This is a genomic window from Pseudomonas sp. rhizo25, assembly GCF_031931935.1.
Taxonomy (GTDB): Bacteria; Pseudomonadota; Gammaproteobacteria; order Pseudomonadales; family Pseudomonadaceae; genus Aquipseudomonas; species Aquipseudomonas synxantha.
This window is the reverse complement of record NZ_JAUJXA010000003.1, coordinates 242,100-257,721: the sequence shown is the minus strand read 5'-3', so window position 1 is coordinate 257,721 and position 15,622 is coordinate 242,100. Positions and strand designations below refer to the sequence as shown.

The following is a 15,622-nucleotide window of genomic DNA, read 5'->3' as shown; positions in this document are numbered from 1 at the left end:
TCTTACTGCTTTGCGCCATGGCGACATCCGAATGGATCTTAAGACGCTTCGTTACTTCACCGAGATAGTTCGCCATGGCAGCTTCGGCAAGGCAGCCAAAGCTATCCCGCTTTCCCAACCGGCACTTAGCAAAGCCATACGTTTACTTGAGGATGAACTGGGCGTCACGTTACTGGAGCGCGGACGCCGGGGTGTCGGGGTAAAACTCACCACCTCTGGCGAAACCGTCCTGGAACATGCACTCACAATGCTCGCGCAGCGTGAACGCTTGTTGTTCGATCTAGACGCATCCCGCCAAGTCAAAAAAGGTGAGTTGCGCCTTGGCCTTCCCCCGCTGGGCAGTGCGCAACTGTTTGCCGCCCCTCTGGCCGAGTTCCGTGAGCGTTACCCTGGGGTTGCCATTCATTTGCGTGAACATGGCGGTGAAGAACTTGAACAGGCAATCCATAACAATGAAATAGAACTGGCGGTAACACTACTGCCTACGCTCACCGAGCTGAACGCGCTGGTCGTGCATTGTGAGCCCATGGTGTTGGTCGTTCCTCGCAGCCATTCACTCGCGACGCGCAAGAAGGTGCGGCTCAATGAGCTTGCGCACGAAGCGTTTGTCACCCTCGGCAAAGGCTCGGCACTGACGCGCATACTCAAGGAAGCTTGTGTGGCTCAGGGTTTCGAAATCCATGAAGTTGCCCAGAGTTCGCAGCCGGACTTTGCCCTTGCAATGGTAGCGGCGGGAGTGGGTATTACTTGCCTGCCGCGCCTCATAGCCAGCCACTACGAAAACACCAGTGTACAACTCGTTGATCTGGATGCGCCCGGAATGGAATGGCGCGTGGTGGTGGTCTGGCGCAGGGGTTCCGAACTGTCCTGGGCAGCCTGGAAATGGATTGAATCAGTGAAGGCCGGGGCTACATCTAGTGAATTCTCATCTTAGATTACCGACTTTATTTCCAGAATCACTTTTATGGTATCAAAAGCTCTTGAAATGCCTGCATATACTTCGGGCGCTTGCTATGTGTGCCCAAAAAAGAGCTTGCTATTCAACTCAGACGGGAGTGATCAAGATATCGTAGTCAATAAAAAACCCCGTAGACGTTAATCTACGGGGTTTCTAAGAGTGGAGGCCGAGGTCGGAATCGAACCGGCGTAGGCGGATTTGCAATCCGCTGCATAACCATTTTGCTACTCGGCCTCAAACGATCAATGCCCTTGCTGCTGACATTCACCGCATACAAACTTGAGTGGGCTATGTGAAGCTCGCCTCTACTCTAACTCATTGAATACATTGAAGTTTTTAATGCTTCATTGCGTTCGATGGGCGCCATTATGTACTCATTTGCCTATGCCTGCAACCCCTTGATTTCAAAAAATATTCTGTCTTGGCATCAAGGGGTTGCAAGCCTGCCCTACTCCTTCACGGTCTGGACTTGGTACTGCGGATCGGCTTTGATCTGGGCATCGGTGAACGGCAGTGGGCGTAGTTTTTTCTCGGAGAAAGCTTGGGTCTGGTCCTTTGAATAGTTGGACGCAGGGTTGCTGGATTCGGAGAACGCCAGCACGCCTACCGCGTTGGGGCCCTTGTCGTCGAAGGTGACAATTTGCAGATAGCTGGTGCCGCTGACCACTTCGCGTTTGCCGTCGGCGCGGGGCACGGTTTGCATGGCGTTGTAGATACCCAATTCCTGCGGGCCGCCGTGGATGGGGGTGTGGCCGGAGACTTGGATATCGCCCCAACGGCTCAGGCCAAGTTGGTTGACGTCTGCGTTGGAGGCCAGCATGGCTTCGCGCAGGGCCTTGGCAACGGGGGCGCGGTCGATGGCGAGGCCGGTTGGGGTGGTCAGGGGGCGGGCCGGGTCGAAGGCCACGCGCCAGGCGTCGGGGATTTGCTGCAGGTGCTGCATCAGGTTGATGAAGTGCACCAGGCCCACGCCGCTGTCGAGGTTGGCGTGCTGGTCCCAGTCTTTCAGGCTGGCGCACAGCGGTTGTAGCACAGCGGCGTCGGCGCCCAGGTGTTTGGCGCAGAACGCCAGCAGGTCGGGCATGACTTGGCCCGCCAGGTACACCTGGTTGTCCATGACCATGTTTTGCAGGTCTGCGACGCTGATGGGGTGTTTGTCCAGGGATTGCAGGCGTTGGATGGCAAACCGGGCGCGTGGGCCGAGGCCGATGTTGTCCTGGCTGATCACCGGCGAGAAGCCTGTCAATGGCGCCTTGGGGTTGGCCATCCAGGCGGAATCGTTGGAGTGCTGCACATAGTCGGTGCGTTGCAGCTGTGGCAACTGATCAGCCGGGAAGATACCGGCCTGGGCAGCACGCGGGTCGATGTCCCAGGCGCAGGCGCTATGGGCGCCGTCGAGCATGATCATTTGCAGGCCGGCCCGCGGGTCGCTGCATTGGGCGAGCTTGGCGGCGCTGACGTTGGGCACCACCGACAGGTTCATGTACAGGCTTTGACCCTGGTCATCGGCGGCCAGGGTGTTGACCCAGGGAATGCCTTGCAGGGTGTGTACCGAGGTTTGCAGTTCCTTGAGGCTGCCGGCGCGGTTCATGGCGTACCACTGTTGCAGCACCCGGTCGTTGCCCAGGTTGGCGTCGCGCAAGCTGAAGGCGTAGTGGCTGTCCCAGTCGAGCTTGCCGGGCCATTGCACAACGGGGCCGAACTGCGAACTGTAGACCGTATGGGTCACATCCTTGAGGCTGCCGTCGGCCTGCTTGACCTGTACCGTCACAGTCGTCTTGTCCAGGGGGATGGACTTGCCGTCCAGCAGGTAACGGGTGGAGTCCTTGGGGTCGAGGGTCAGGCGGTACAGGGTGAAATGCTTGGACGTATCCACGGTATGGGTCCATGCCACATGCTGGTTGAAACCGATATTTACCACCGGCAGGCCCGGCAAGGCAGCGCCCATCACATCCAACTGACCGGGGATGGTCAGGTGCATCTCGTAAAAGCGCATGCCGCCTACCCAGGGGAAGTGCGGGTTGGCCAGCAGCATGCCACGGCCATTGAAGGAACGGTCACGGCCGACGGCGACGGCGTTGCTGCCTCGGTCCAGGGTGAAGCGCTGTTGGTTAGCGGCGGCCAGCTCAAAGACTTTGGCGCTGGGTTGCACCCTGGCGATGGCTTGGGGTGGTGTGGCCCCCACCAAGGCTTCGGCGAATTGGCCGACACCACCTTCGACCAACAGCCTGCGGGTCAACTTCACAAGATCTTCAACCACCAACGGCCGCACCCAGGCTGCCTGGCATTGTGCCGGGGCGCCCTGCTCCTTGAGATAACGGTTATAGCCGGCCACATAGCCCTGGATGCGCTGTTGCAGCTCGGGGGTTTGCGCTTTCCAGAAGGCGGTCACCGCTTCGGGGTTATTCAGCCAGGTGAAGAACACATCGCTGGCGAGGTTGTTGCGCTCTTCCAGGGTGGCTTGTTCGGGGCCGAAAAACCTGGCGCGCTGGCCATTGACCGTCACCACTTCATTAGCCAGCAGGCACAAGTTGTCCTGGGCATAGGCGTACCCGATACCGACCCCCAGGCCACGCTCATCGTTAGCGCGAATATGGGGTACACCGTAACTGGTACGGCGGATATCCGCCGACGCCTGCGTTACTGGTTCCCGTGCCGATGCGGCCAGGCTCACCCCCAGCAACAGCACTGCCACGCCTACCCTGGACAACCCATTGGAAATAATCACGCCGACTCCACAGTCAAATTAGACACCCTTACGAGGGATGGTTACCCCACCGTAAGAACGCGAATAGCCAGGAGTAATTTAGTCGGCAGAGACGATTATCAGTGGCGGTCGAGGTGTGTCCAATCCGATACCGACAAATTTTCTACATCCATCGTTTCATGATTTGCGCCACTCGTTCGTCTTATTACTTAAGAGCGCCATCTTTTTCTGATCCGGCTCTGAAAAGGAGTTTATGCATGTATAACCCGCAAGTGCCCACGGATGGACATTCACCGACTGCCGATTCCAACTTCGGCAGTAGCACACAAGCGTTCGGCAAGTTGCCCGAACAGCAGGGCAACCAGCGCATTCGCCATTTGCTCAAGTGTTTCGGTTTGCGCACCAGCCTTATTCGGCTGAAGGTCATCGACGCCCTTCTCACCGCTGCCGACAACCAGCGCACCCTGGGGGTGCGAGGTGTGCACAGCCATTTGCTGGAGCTGGACATCCCGTTGTCGTTTCTCAGTGTGCGTGAGGTGCTCAAGCGTCTGTGCAGCGAGGGCGTGATCACGCTGAATGCCGACAAGAGCTACAGCCTCCATGAAGAGGCTGCCAAAGTGCTCGAGGGTCGGGCCTGACTCAGAAGTTGGGCTTGACCTTGCGGCGCATGATGCCGTTGATCACCACGACCACCACGGCAATCGCAATGGCCAGGTACTGGAAGGTTTTTTCGCTGATCACCCCGATATTCTGCAGATAGGACAGGCCAAACATCGATGCCAGCACTACCAGGGAAATCAGGATCGAGTATTTCAAGCGTTGCTTTTGGGTCATGACGGGTTCCTGGACCTTGGATATGTAACAACATTACCTCCCCATAAGCGCAAGCAAGCTCGGTCCTACAGGGAGGGTTATGTTACAGCCGATGAATCGCTTTGGCTCGCCCGGCGTTCAACTCGCGTGCACCCATCGCTGATGCAGCCATCGTGCAAACGCATCCAGGGCAAACCCCAGCAACCCGATCAACACCACCATCGCCATCAATTCCGAATACGCCAGGCGGTCGCGGGTATCGAGAATGTAATAGCCAAGCCCCGCACTGACCCCGAGCATTTCACACGGCACCAGCACGATCCACAGGATGCCGATCGCCAGGCGCACACCGGTCAACACGTGCCCGACCACGCCGGGAATGATCACCCGGCGCAGCGTCTCCCAACGCGTGGCACTCAAGCTTTTACTCAACTGCAACCAGCGCGGGTCGAGCTGACGCACGCCCGCTGCCGTGTTGAGCATAATCGGCCATACGGCGGCAAAGGCCAGCAGGAAGTAGATGGGCTGGTCCCCTACCCCCATCAGCATCACCACAATAGGCATCCAGGACAGTGGCGAGATCATGCGCAGAAACTGGAAGGCCGGCGTGGTTGCCGCCTCCAGGTTGCGTGAACTGCCCACCAGCAGCCCCAGTGGAACGCCCACTGACAGTGCAAGAAACAACCCGACGAAAATGCGCTTGAGGCTGACAGCAATGTGCAGATACAGCTCACTGCGCCCAAGCAATTCCCACAAACTGCTGAAGGTGGCCTCCAGGGAAAAGCGCGCCGACAACCCATCGGCCTCGCCAAACACCTTTACCCCCAGCCACCACAACACCAACAAACCGGCCAAGCCACTGATACCGAGCAGCCAACCTGGCCACACGAAGGTTTTGCCGTTGTTCAAACGCCAATCTCCTCGTGCCGCTCATAACCGTCCGGCAAGCCGAACGTCTTCATGCCACCCACTGCTTCGATCGCATGACGGACGAAACGGTCGTCCACGAGATCCTTGGCGACGAAGGCCGGATCGAGGTCGGCGAGAAATTTCTTGTCGCCTTCGATCAGGGTGTCTTTCAGGCGCTTGACCAGTTCCTCGGTATAGCTGGGGAATGGGTAAGGCTGGAAGTCGATGCGGTGTTCGTCCCAATTGGCGTGCTGGATCGCACCGTCCGCAAGGTAGCCAGCGCGGTCGCTGGCGGCCGGGGCCAGGACTTTGCTCAACACCGGCTCGGCATGGGGTGTGTAACGGTTCGGGCCGTCCTTGGACAACAACTTCACCGCTTCTTCGCGGTTGTCCCGTGTCCATACCTGGGCCTTGACGATGGCGTTCACCACCTTCTGCGACCATTCCGGGCGGTTGGTGAGATCATGTTCGTGCATGAACACCACGCAGCACGCGTGGTTGCGCCACACATCGCCGGTAAAGCGCTGCACTCGACCCACCTTGAGATTCTCCGCCAGGGCGTTGAACGGCTCGGCGACGATGTAGCCGTCGATGCGCTTGCTGGCCAGCGCTGGCGGCATGTCCGACGGCGGCAATACGATCAGGTTGACTTCATTGGCTGCAATCGCGCCGCCGGTGGCACGGCTGACCGGCGTGAGGCCGTTGTCGCGGAACAGTTGCTGCACCACTACGTTATGGATCGAATACCAGAACGGAATCGCCACCGACTTGCCGCCCAGTTGCTTCACGTCGGTAATGCCTGGCGATACGGTCAAGCCCGAACCGCCGACATGGTTCCACGCCACGACCTTGGCCGGCACCTTGCTGCCGTAGCGCGCCCACACGGTCATCGGCGATAGCAGGTGAATCACGTTGACCTGGCCCGAGATAAACGCCTCGATCACCTGGGCCCAACTGCGTAGCAGCACCGGGCGTTCAGCCTTGATGCCTTCGGCTTCGAACAGGCCGTTATTGTGCGCAACCAGCAGCGGCGTGGCGTCGGTGATCGGCAGGTAACCGATGCGTACCGGCGCGTCAGGCTCATTGGCGGCACGGGCCTGCAGGCTGCTCAGCAACGGCAAGGCGCCGGCAGCACTGAGCACGGCAGACAGTTTGAGAAAGTCACGGCGCGAGTGGGTCAAGTCATCCAGACACATGGCTAAGCTCCTGTTGTTCTAAGGGGTTGGGTTGAGTGCGGCTCGCCTGCCGTAAGGTTTTAAGAATGTCGATACGCAGCGCGCCGATGGCCTCGACCTGTTCATCTCGCGGTTGTGGCAGGTCAATATGCCATTCGCCCAGGGTCCGCGCCGGGCGGTCGCCCAGGAGCAGAATACGGTCGGACAGCAGCAGTCCCTCATCGATATCGTGGGTGATCAATACCGCCGCCGAACCTTGTTCGCGATTGACCTTGAGCAACAGGTGCTGCATATCGGCGCGGGTCACTTCATCCAGTGCACCGAAGGGCTCGTCGAGGAGCAACACCTGAGGCTGGCGCGCCAGGCAGCGCGCCAGCGCCGTGCGCTGAGCCATGCCGCCGGACAGCTGCGCTGGGAACTGTTGCCGCGCATGTTCCAGGCCAACGGCAGCAATCGCATGGTCGACACGCTGGCGCCGCTCTTCTGTGGTCAGGTGCGGCTGGCGGGCGAAATCCAGGCCGAACGCCACATTCCTTTCCAGGTTCAACCATGGCAACAGGCTCGGGTCTTGAAACGCCACCGCCACCCTGGGATGGGGACCGCGCAGTGGCTCGCCCAAGACCTGCACACTGCCACCCTGGGCCACCTGCAAACCGGCAAGCACGCGCAACAGGCTGGATTTTCCCACGCCGCTGGGGCCGAGGATCGAAACCACTTCGCCCGGCTGCAGCTGCAAGTCGAAGCCTTGCAGCACCGGCCCGCTGGCATACCCCAGGCAAACTCCCTGGGCCGTCATGACCGCCTGGCTCATAGATGACCCTGGCGATGCAACTCGGTACGCAGTTGCACCAGGCTTGGCGTCACAATCGGCACGAACGCCGATTCGCGCCAGCGCCGGGCAAAGCCGCTGCCATGTGCGGTCAGGTACGCCTTGCCACCGCTGGCTTGCAGCTCAAGCTGCACGGCGCTGGCGGCGGTTTCGGCCAGGGCGATACGCAGCTTGAACAAGGGCACCGGCTCGGCGGCAAAGCGCCCGGCCAGCAGGCCAGTCTTGAGCTCGGTGACCAGGTGATCCAGCGTCACGCGCAACGCTTCCAACTCTTCGCGCAATACCGTGCGACTGGCGCCCAAGTGGTGGGCCACCTCGGCCAGCGAACGTCGGGCCAGGCCAATCGACATGCCGCACTGCAAGCCCAGGAACGCCGGGCGCACTGCTGGCAGGAACTTGCGCGCATCTTCATGCAGCAACCAGTCGCGGCTCAACTCCACGCCTTCCAGGCCAAGGGCTGCGGTATTGCTCGATTGCAGCCCGAGCAGCTCCAGGTCGCGGGAACGCTGCAAGCCTGCCACCGAATCCGGGATCGCCAGGATAAAGGGCGCGCCGCCTCCCGCATGCTCGATGGCCGCTGCCGCGACAAACCCGTTCTTGCGCAGGTTAGTCACCCAATGCAAGCGACCATTGAGCGTCCACCCATGCTCGTTGGGTTCGGCACTGATCTGCAACGCCTCGATGCCCGATATGAACTTCATTGCATTCGACAGCCCGGTTGCCCCGGCCAATTTGCCACTGAGCAGGTCCGGCATCAGTTGCTCGCGCAACCGTTCATTCGGGCTCTGCAACAAATACTCGATAAACGAGCGCTGGCCCCAGCATACAAACGCCGCCGCCAGGGAATGGCTGGCAACGTTGGCAATGGCCTCGACCGCCCCCGCCACATCACCGCCCAGGCCGCCCAGCTGAGTAGGCACGCCGATTTTCAGAATATTGGCCTCTGCCAGGCGTGGCAGCACTTCCTGTGGATCGCAACTGCCCACGTCCAGGGCCTGCGCTTGAACATCGAGCCAACGGCTCAAGATTGGGTCAAGCATTCATGTCTCTCCTTTTACAGCAGGTGGACCAACGCCAATTCAGCTTGCCGGTTTTTCCCAACGGTATTGCGCCAGCTCCGGGTTCAGCGGGGTACGGGCAAACACATTGGCGAAGTTGCACAGGGTGGCCAGGCTCACCCCCAAAATGACTTCCAGCGCGTGGCCGTCGGTGTAGCCCGCAGCGCGGAACGCCTCAAAGCCGGCATCACTGACATCACCACGAGTGGCGATCACTTCCCGGGTAAAAGCGGCGAGTGTCTCATAGCGAGCGTCCGGTAGCTCACCGCGCCGGCGCAAGGCCTCGATCACGTCTTCAGGCAGCTTGGCCTTGTTGCGCGCCACGGCGGTGTGACCTGCCACGCAGAAATCGCAGCCATGGCTGGTGGCGGCAATCAGTTGCACCACTTCGCGATCGGCCAGGCTCAGTTCTGCCTTGGCGTTCAAGCCGGAGACGGTGATATAAGTCTCAAGCGCAGCCGGTGCGTTGGCCAGGACGCCCAACAGATTCGGGATAAAACCCGAGCCTTTCAGCGCGTTTTCAAGGAAAGGCCTGGCCGCTTCCGGGGCGGTTTCGGGGGTCAGTAACGGTACGCGGGACATGGCGTGGTCTCCTAGTGGGATCTAATGCCCCAGTCTGTTGGTTCTAAAAAAATCGCTCAATAGGCTAAAGTAGCGATTACTTGCTCTTGAGTCTTTCTATTAGATGAATTCGTCCAATGTTCTAGTCGACTGGTTATTAGATAGCCTCGAACTCAACACCAGCCTGTTTCACGTGGGTCGCTACTGTGGCGACTGGCATGCAAGCACCCATGGCCTGGCCCAGGCGAGCTTCCATTTGATTGTGCAGGGTGAATGCTGGCTGCATATCGACGGCGATCCAACGCCTCAGCACTTGAATAATGGTGACGCGGTGTTTCTGTTGCGCGACTTTGCTTATCGACTGTCCGGGGAAGCTACGGCAGCCGGCGCCCAGGAGTGCCCGCGCCGTCCGATGCAGGCCCTGGACAGCAACGCCACCGACGGTGTGGGATTAGTCTGCGGTTTTTTTCATTTCCAATCCGGCCTGTCGACGCTGATTGTCGACACCCTGCCCACCTGGATCATCCTGCGCGCCGGCGACCCGTCGCTTACCGCGGCACGCAACCTGTTCGAGCTGATCCTGCAAGAATGTGCCCGGGCACCTGCGCCCTCCTCTGCGTTGCTTGAACGCCTGTGTCATCTGCTGTTTCTGTATGTGCTGCGTCAACAAGTGATCGATAACACCGGCCTCGGCGGCCTGGCAGCGCTGGGCCGTGCGCCTGCGTTTGCACACCTGCTGGAACAGTTGATCGCACGGCCGGGCGAGCCCTGGAGCCTGGAAAGCATGGCGGCCTGCACCGGGTTGTCGCGCTCGGCGTTCTTCAAGCGCTTCAATGAACTGTGCGGGCAGTCACCCGGCCAAGTACTGTTGATGATCCGCATGCGCCATGCCTGCCAATTGCTCAAGGCCGACCAAACCGTAGCCGAAGCCTCCCTGACGGTGGGGTATCAGTCGGTGGCCGCGTTTACCCGCGCCTTTCATAAAGTCACCGGGCAACAGCCTGGCGCTTATCGCAGGGCGCAGGTCTAGCCGCCCGTCGGCATGGGCCTGCGGCGACAATCGCGCCTGCGCGCATTCAGGGACGTATACAGAATTATCCTCTGACAACCCACTGGAACCATTACCCTGCCCACGTCACTCAATGGAAACCTGACAGGTAGTCAGGCTTTCGTAACGCGCAACCATGGAGGACGCGCACATGCTATTTCCCCTGGCGTATCTCGCCACAACTTACACAGACGCCCGATCCAGTGGGCCTGCCAGCCACCCTGCCCCATCGTTTTATGACCCGCCACCGGACCTGGAACCTGGCGTGTATAACCACCGGCTGCTCACACTGTACAGCGACGGTGAGGTCAACATCTCGCGGCTGCTTGTATGGGACCCGAGCTCCGATGTACCCACGATCAAACGTAATTATCTGGTTATAGAGACCGGCGACGGCGCCGACCGCATCCACATACGCAACTGGCCTGGCGACAGGCTGCAGATACTCATCAACGACAAACCCTACTTCTTTTCGATAAAGCCACCACAGGGGCCTGAGCAGAGCCTGCTGATCGAGACCAAAGGTGGCCATGACTCGGTGATCATCGATGATGACGTCAAACTGCAGGCAACGGTAGAAGGCGGTAACGACGACGATTACCTGCAGGCAGGTGGTGGCAGGACCAGCCTCTACGGGGGCAAGGGCCGGGATGTCATGCGCCTGGGCAGCGGCCTCGGCTATGCGGAGGGCAACGACGATGACGACACACTGATCGGCGGCAGCGGCAATGCCGCGATGTACGGTAACAACGGCAAGGACCTGCTCATTGGCGGTTTCGGCCCCGAGGGCAAACAGACCTACATGGACGGTGGCAACGACGACGATGCACTCCTCTCGGGCAGCGGGCAAACCGTGGCCCACGGGGGCAATGGCAATGATGTATTCGTGGGCGCTGGCCGTACGACCTTCTACACCGGCAAAGGCCAGGACAGTATCTGGAATAACCGCCGTGAGGATCGAATCTACGGCAAAACCGGTGATGCCTTCGACCGCGCCAGCGGTTCGACATTCATCGAGGTCAAGCCCAACGACGCCGGCCAGCACGGTTTCACACTGTTGGAATCAGTCGAATCAACCGAGCAGGAAAACGAAGATTTCAGACGGCGAGTGGCCGACGACCTCGAGTTCCTGCGCAGTTCACCTATCGGTCAGCAGGCGCTCACTGAAATGGATGCAATCGCGATCGTGAATCACGGCAAAGTCAGCATTGCTCCGATCAGCCAGGACGGCTCCAGTTATGAATTCGACAGTACTGAACTGGATAACCTGACAGAGCAGCAAGCGCAAAACCTTGACGGTGCTGCATTGGGAGAAATGAAAGATGGCGTTGCCGGCTCAAGGGCCAATCGCGCAGTGATCTACTACGACCCGGCGCAGATCGTGGAAAACAGCCAACACACCCATCTGCGACCGCCGATTGGCGTGTTTTTCCATGAGCTTGCCCACGCCTACAATGGCGCCACCGGGACGCTGCTGCCAGGCGAGACCTTGGAAATTTCACGATCGGGTGGAACCAACCCGGTCAATAACTTCGAACACCAGGCCGTGGGCTTGACCAGCGACAATCCCAGGCATTTTACCGAGAACGGTTTGTATGAAGAAATGGGAACCCCCCTAAGGCCTAATTACCATAAGGACAGTATCGGCATGTAGGCCATCTTGCACGCAGCAGAGGGGGGATTGGGTTTACCGGAGCGAACGGAAATGTTCCGCATCACGAAGGTCGTCAGCCCCCGGGAACGATCGCGCCTGAGCCTCCACACAATGGCGATCCTGAGGCAAATTCAGGTTTTCATCGTGAGTCAATGAAAGGAAGGCACCATGCTGTTCCCCCTGACGTACCTGGCAACATTTTACAGTCCCCCACCCGCCTCCAAACCGTCACCCTTCGACCCTCCGCCGGATCTGACACCTGGTACCAGCGAACGGAGAATTCACCTGCTCCATGCCGACGGTGATACTCAAATCAGCAGGGTCATTGACTGGGATTCATCGCCGCCCAAAGACCCGGAAGTTATCGGCAACTGGCTCTATATAGAAACCGGTGATCGTGCAGACCACATTCATATCCGAAGTTACCCCGGCGACAAGCTGCAGATCCTCATCAACGGCAAGGAATACTTGTTCGAGAAACAGGAAGGAGGTCATAGACAAGCGCTGTGGATAGACGCCAAAGGTGGTGATGACACCGTGATCGTCGACGATGACGTCAAGCTGACCCTGGACATTGAAGGCGGGGATGGAGACGACTATATCCAGGGCGGCGGCGGCAGGACCAGACTCTACGGCGGTCAGGGAAATGACTTCATGCGGTTGGGCAGCGGCCTGGGTTATGCAGCGGGCAACGAAGGCGATGACACTCTGATCGGTGGAAGCGGCAATAACGTGATGTACGGCAACCAGGGCCGGGATGATCTTCACGCAGGGCTCGGCCCTTCGACCAAACAGAGCTACCTGGACGGCGGCGGCGACCAGGACAGGCTCTTCGGGGGCAGCGGGCATAATGTGCTAAATGGCGGCAACGGTGATGATCATTTGGTCGGGCATGACCGCACGACCTTCTACACCGGCAAAGGCCATGACGCTATCTGGAACAATCGACACAGGGACCGCATCTATGTCGGCGCCGCTGATTATTTCGATCGCACCCAAGGTTCGGCCTTTACCCTGGTGAACCCAAGCAAAGCCGGTGACCAGGGTTTCACTGTGCAAGACGGCACACATGGCTTCAAACAGCAGGTCGCCGACGACATTGAGTTTCTTCGCAGTTCCCCCATAGGCCAGCAAGCTCTGGCGAAAATGGATGAACTGGCGGCACGCAATGGCGGCAGCGTCAGCATCGAACCCGGCGGTGACAGCGAGGTGGCCTACCTGTATGGCAGCACCGAATTGGAAAACGTGGCGCCCGAAGTCAGAAAGACGATGGACGACAGCAAATGGGGCGTTCTCAAAAATGGCGTTCCAGGCTCCCGCGCTGATCGAGCGCGTATTTTTTATGCTCATCCGTCTACGCTGGAGAGCGCTGACCGCACCAACACGACCGTACCCGTCACGGCTCTCTTCCATGAGATTGCCCATGCCTACAATGGTGCAACCGGTACCTTCCTGGCAGGTACAAGCACCGAGCAACTGGAACCGGGCATCTCGAAAACCGTCAACAATGACGAACTTCAAGCCATAGGCCTGCCCAACAGTGCAACGCCTTTCGACTTCGACAACGACCCTTCAACGCCCCCAGGCACGATCAATCCGCCCCCCTTCACCGAAAACGCCTTGAACGAAGAGATGGGTAAGCCACTGAGGGCGATCTACAATTTCGAAGTCAGTCACCAGGGCGACGGCGCCTGAGGCGCCATGGGCACGCCGCCCACCCGGCGACCCAAAGAATGCGCGCAGGGCGGTCGGCAATTGGACCTCCCTGCACTGACGCTTTCCGACTTCGCACCTTGGCGCCTAAAGCTCAGCCGTTCCTCGCCGATAGCCCGACGAAGCTCTAACAAAGCCGCGTCGACAATAACGCTTCGTAAGGACGACCTCCCATGCCCCCACTGCGCTCCATTCAAGCCCGCTATACCCTGTTCCTGGTGCTATTCGTCCTGGTGTTATTCGTATTGACCGTGGTGGGTATCGGCCAGTTGGTCGCGCCCAAGCTGCAGCACACCGAAGAACAGGTGGTGCTCAATCGCGTGGCCGAAGTGGCCGAACAGATCCAGGGCGAACTGAACAAGGTCCAGGCCCAGCAACGCAGCATCACCCAGACCATCCCCTTGCTCGACAGCGATGCCATCGACAAGGTCTTGCCCGGCCTGGTGGATCAATACGGCGAGCTGAAAGTATTTGGCGGCGGTATCTGGCCGCTGCCTAACCAGCGTACGCCGGGGCGTAACAAGCACAGTACGTTCTGGCACCGCGATGCCTCCGGCAAGCTGGCGGTCAACACCTTCTGGAACAGCGACCCGGCCCCCAACTATTACGACCAGAGCTGGTACAAGGGCGGCCTCGCCTCCCCACGCGGTCAATGTGCCTGGGCCGCCGCCTACAAGGATGATGCCAGCCAGGAGCCGCGCACCAACTGCGCCATGGCGATCCAGCGTGACGGCGCCGCTTATGGCGTGGCCACTATCGACGTGACCCTGGGTTTCTTCAATGAGCTGGTGGCCAGCAAGGAAAAAGACATCGGCGGGCAAATGCTGATCGTCGAGGCCGATGGCAAGATCATCAGCAACAGCACGCGCTTGAGTAGCCCGGTAGTGTTGAAGAACATCAGCGAACTGACCGGCACCTCGGCCTTCGCCGCGCAGGTCAGCAAAGCCCTGGCCCATCGCGACCAGGGCTCACAACGCAGTGAATTCGACAACCAGGGCGTGGCCAGCACCTTCTACATGCGTGCCATCGAGGGCACGCCGTGGTTCCTCGCCACCGCCCTGCCCACCTCGCTGATCACCGCCCAGCGTAATGATGTGCTCGGCAGCCTGGCCCTGGTGCAGATCCCCATGGTGTTGCTGCTGGTGCTGCTGGCCGCCTATGCCATCCGCCAACTGGTGCAGCGCATGAAAACGCTGAAAACCAATATTGACGCCCTCTCTACCGGCGACGCCGACCTGACGCGACGGATCACCATCCGGGCCGAAGACGAGTTGGGCGCTATCGGCCACTCGGTGAACCGCTTTATCGTTTACCTGCAAAACATGATCGGCGAAGTGACCCAAGCCACTGGCGCCATGTCGTCCGGGCTTGAACAGTTGCAACGAACATCAGCCCATACCAACCAGATCCTGGTCAGGCATGCCTCGGAAACCGACCAGACGGTCACCGCCATCACCGAAATGAGCTCCACCGCCGACACCGTGGCGCAAAACGCCGCCGAGACCGCCTCGTTCACCCAGCGTGCAAACGAACATGCCGACCGCTCCCGGGTGGTGGTGGGTGAAGCGTCCACCAGCGTCAGCGCGTTGATCGGTGAAGTAGCCAGCGCCACCCACACCGTGGAAAACATGCGCCAGGATGCCGCACGCATCACCGAAACCCTCGGCGTGATCGGCGCCATTGCCGGCCAGACCAACCTGCTGGCGCTCAACGCTGCGATTGAAGCGGCGCGGGCCGGCGAGCAAGGCCGGGGGTTTGCTGTGGTAGCCGACGAAGTGCGCGCACTGGCGGCCCGCACCCAGGCCAGCACCTCGCAGATCAACGAGATGCTGGCACGCCTGACCACCGGCGTGAGTTCCTCGGTCGCCGCCATGGAAAACACCCAGGCCAGTTGCCAATCAGCAGCGGATGCCACAGCGCGGGTCAACACCGGCCTGGATGAGATGGCCGGTTCGGTCAGCCATATCAACAACCTCAGCACCCAGATCGCTACGGCCGCCGAGCAGCAAAGTGCGGTGACCGAGGAGATCAACCGCAGCATGGTGCAGATCCGCCATATGGTCGATGAACTGGTACAAAGCGGGCATACCACGCAAATCAATACCCAGAGCCTGCTGGAGGCCAATGGCCGGGTGATCAGCTTGATGGGGCGCTTTAAAGTACGCTGATCAATGCTATGAATACTCCCGTGCTGAGC

The 15,622-nt window shown here is 59.7% G+C and carries 13 protein-coding genes and 1 tRNA gene; 6 read left to right on the top strand and 8 right to left on the bottom strand.

The window, feature by feature from the left end:
* Positions 1–31 precede the first annotated feature (31 nt).
* A complete protein-coding gene (locus QZR30_RS08175) occupies positions 32–934 on the top strand; it encodes a LysR family transcriptional regulator (RefSeq protein ID WP_046068282.1) in 903 nt (300 codons plus the stop codon).
* Between the two features lie 184 nt (positions 935–1,118).
* Here the strand turns inward: QZR30_RS08175 and QZR30_RS08170 are convergent.
* A tRNA-Cys gene (locus tag QZR30_RS08170) sits at positions 1,119–1,192 on the bottom strand.
* A gap of 214 nt (positions 1,193–1,406) precedes the next feature.
* Entirely contained in the window at positions 1,407–3,686 is a 2,280-nt protein-coding gene (pvdQ, locus tag QZR30_RS08165) for a bifunctional acylase PvdQ (RefSeq protein WP_046068283.1), read from the bottom strand.
* 236 nt (positions 3,687–3,922) lie between these two features.
* Between pvdQ and QZR30_RS08160 the strand changes: the two genes are divergently transcribed.
* A complete protein-coding gene (locus QZR30_RS08160; protein ID WP_046068284.1) occupies positions 3,923–4,303 on the top strand; it encodes a hypothetical protein in 381 nt (126 codons plus the stop codon).
* A 1-nt stretch (position 4,304) separates the two neighbouring features.
* Here the strand turns inward: QZR30_RS08160 and QZR30_RS08155 are convergent, their stop codons facing one another.
* The 6 genes from QZR30_RS08155 to QZR30_RS08130 form a co-directional block, all read right to left on the bottom strand.
* Positions 4,305–4,499 (bottom strand): hypothetical protein, encoded by a 195-nt coding sequence (locus QZR30_RS08155; protein WP_043047691.1) that lies wholly within the window; start codon positions 4,497–4,499, stop codon positions 4,305–4,307.
* A gap of 117 nt (positions 4,500–4,616) precedes the next feature.
* A complete protein-coding gene (locus QZR30_RS08150; protein ID WP_173664514.1) occupies positions 4,617–5,366 on the bottom strand; it encodes an ABC transporter permease in 750 nt (249 codons plus the stop codon).
* A gap of 17 nt (positions 5,367–5,383) precedes the next feature.
* The gene (locus QZR30_RS08145; protein ID WP_046068286.1) at positions 5,384–6,583 is read right to left on the bottom strand and encodes an ABC transporter substrate-binding protein; all 1,200 of its coding nucleotides are present in this window, start codon (positions 6,581–6,583) and stop codon (positions 5,384–5,386) included.
* On the bottom strand, positions 6,570–7,373 hold the full coding sequence (locus QZR30_RS08140; protein WP_311903162.1) for an ABC transporter ATP-binding protein: 804 nt from the start codon (positions 7,371–7,373) through the stop codon (positions 6,570–6,572). Before QZR30_RS08140 ends, QZR30_RS08145 begins: the two co-directional genes overlap by 14 nt.
* A complete protein-coding gene (locus QZR30_RS08135; RefSeq protein WP_046068288.1) occupies positions 7,370–8,431 on the bottom strand; it encodes an acyl-CoA dehydrogenase family protein in 1,062 nt (353 codons plus the stop codon). The genes QZR30_RS08140 and QZR30_RS08135 overlap by 4 nt, the downstream gene beginning before the upstream one ends.
* 39 nt (positions 8,432–8,470) lie before the next feature.
* Positions 8,471–9,031 carry a carboxymuconolactone decarboxylase family protein gene (locus tag QZR30_RS08130; RefSeq protein WP_043047696.1) on the bottom strand — a complete coding sequence of 187 codons (561 nt, stop codon included), beginning with the start codon at positions 9,029–9,031 and terminating at the stop codon, positions 8,471–8,473.
* A gap of 103 nt (positions 9,032–9,134) precedes the next feature.
* Between QZR30_RS08130 and QZR30_RS08125 the strand changes: the two genes are divergently transcribed.
* From QZR30_RS08125 to QZR30_RS08110, 4 genes are all read left to right on the top strand, one after another.
* Positions 9,135–10,040: an AraC family transcriptional regulator gene (locus tag QZR30_RS08125; protein WP_046068290.1), complete on the top strand. Its 906-nt coding sequence runs from the start codon at positions 9,135–9,137 to the stop codon at positions 10,038–10,040.
* A 283-nt stretch (positions 10,041–10,323) separates the two neighbouring features.
* Positions 10,324–11,712 carry a M91 family zinc metallopeptidase gene (locus tag QZR30_RS08120; RefSeq protein ID WP_311903161.1) on the top strand — a complete coding sequence of 463 codons (1,389 nt, stop codon included), beginning with the start codon at positions 10,324–10,326 and terminating at the stop codon, positions 11,710–11,712.
* 168 nt (positions 11,713–11,880) lie between these two features.
* Positions 11,881–13,407 carry a M91 family zinc metallopeptidase gene (locus QZR30_RS08115; RefSeq protein WP_311903160.1) on the top strand — a complete coding sequence of 509 codons (1,527 nt, stop codon included), beginning with the start codon at positions 11,881–11,883 and terminating at the stop codon, positions 13,405–13,407.
* A 191-nt stretch (positions 13,408–13,598) separates the two neighbouring features.
* On the top strand, positions 13,599–15,593 hold the full coding sequence (locus QZR30_RS08110; protein WP_046068291.1) for a methyl-accepting chemotaxis protein: 1,995 nt from the start codon (positions 13,599–13,601) through the stop codon (positions 15,591–15,593).
* The last annotated feature ends 29 nt before the right edge of the window (positions 15,594–15,622 follow it).

Coding starts and splice junctions, on each gene's coding strand:
- QZR30_RS08175 (WP_046068282.1), top strand. CDS start 32: ATGGATCTTAAGACGCTTCGTTACTTCACCGAGATAGTTCGCCATGGC.
- QZR30_RS08160 (WP_046068284.1), top strand. CDS start 3,923: ATGTATAACCCGCAAGTGCCCACGGATGGACATTCACCGACTGCCGAT.
- QZR30_RS08155 (WP_043047691.1), bottom strand. CDS start 4,499: ATGACCCAAAAGCAACGCTTGAAATACTCGATCCTGATTTCCCTGGTA.
- QZR30_RS08145 (WP_046068286.1), bottom strand. CDS start 6,583: ATGTGTCTGGATGACTTGACCCACTCGCGCCGTGACTTTCTCAAACTG.
- QZR30_RS08140 (WP_311903162.1), bottom strand. CDS start 7,373: ATGAGCCAGGCGGTCATGACGGCCCAGGGAGTTTGCCTGGGGTATGCC.
- QZR30_RS08135 (WP_046068288.1), bottom strand. CDS start 8,431: ATGCTTGACCCAATCTTGAGCCGTTGGCTCGATGTTCAAGCGCAGGCC.
- QZR30_RS08130 (WP_043047696.1), bottom strand. CDS start 9,031: ATGTCCCGCGTACCGTTACTGACCCCCGAAACCGCCCCGGAAGCGGCC.
- QZR30_RS08125 (WP_046068290.1), top strand. CDS start 9,135: ATGAATTCGTCCAATGTTCTAGTCGACTGGTTATTAGATAGCCTCGAA.
- QZR30_RS08115 (WP_311903160.1), top strand. CDS start 11,881: ATGCTGTTCCCCCTGACGTACCTGGCAACATTTTACAGTCCCCCACCC.
- QZR30_RS08110 (WP_046068291.1), top strand. CDS start 13,599: ATGCCCCCACTGCGCTCCATTCAAGCCCGCTATACCCTGTTCCTGGTG.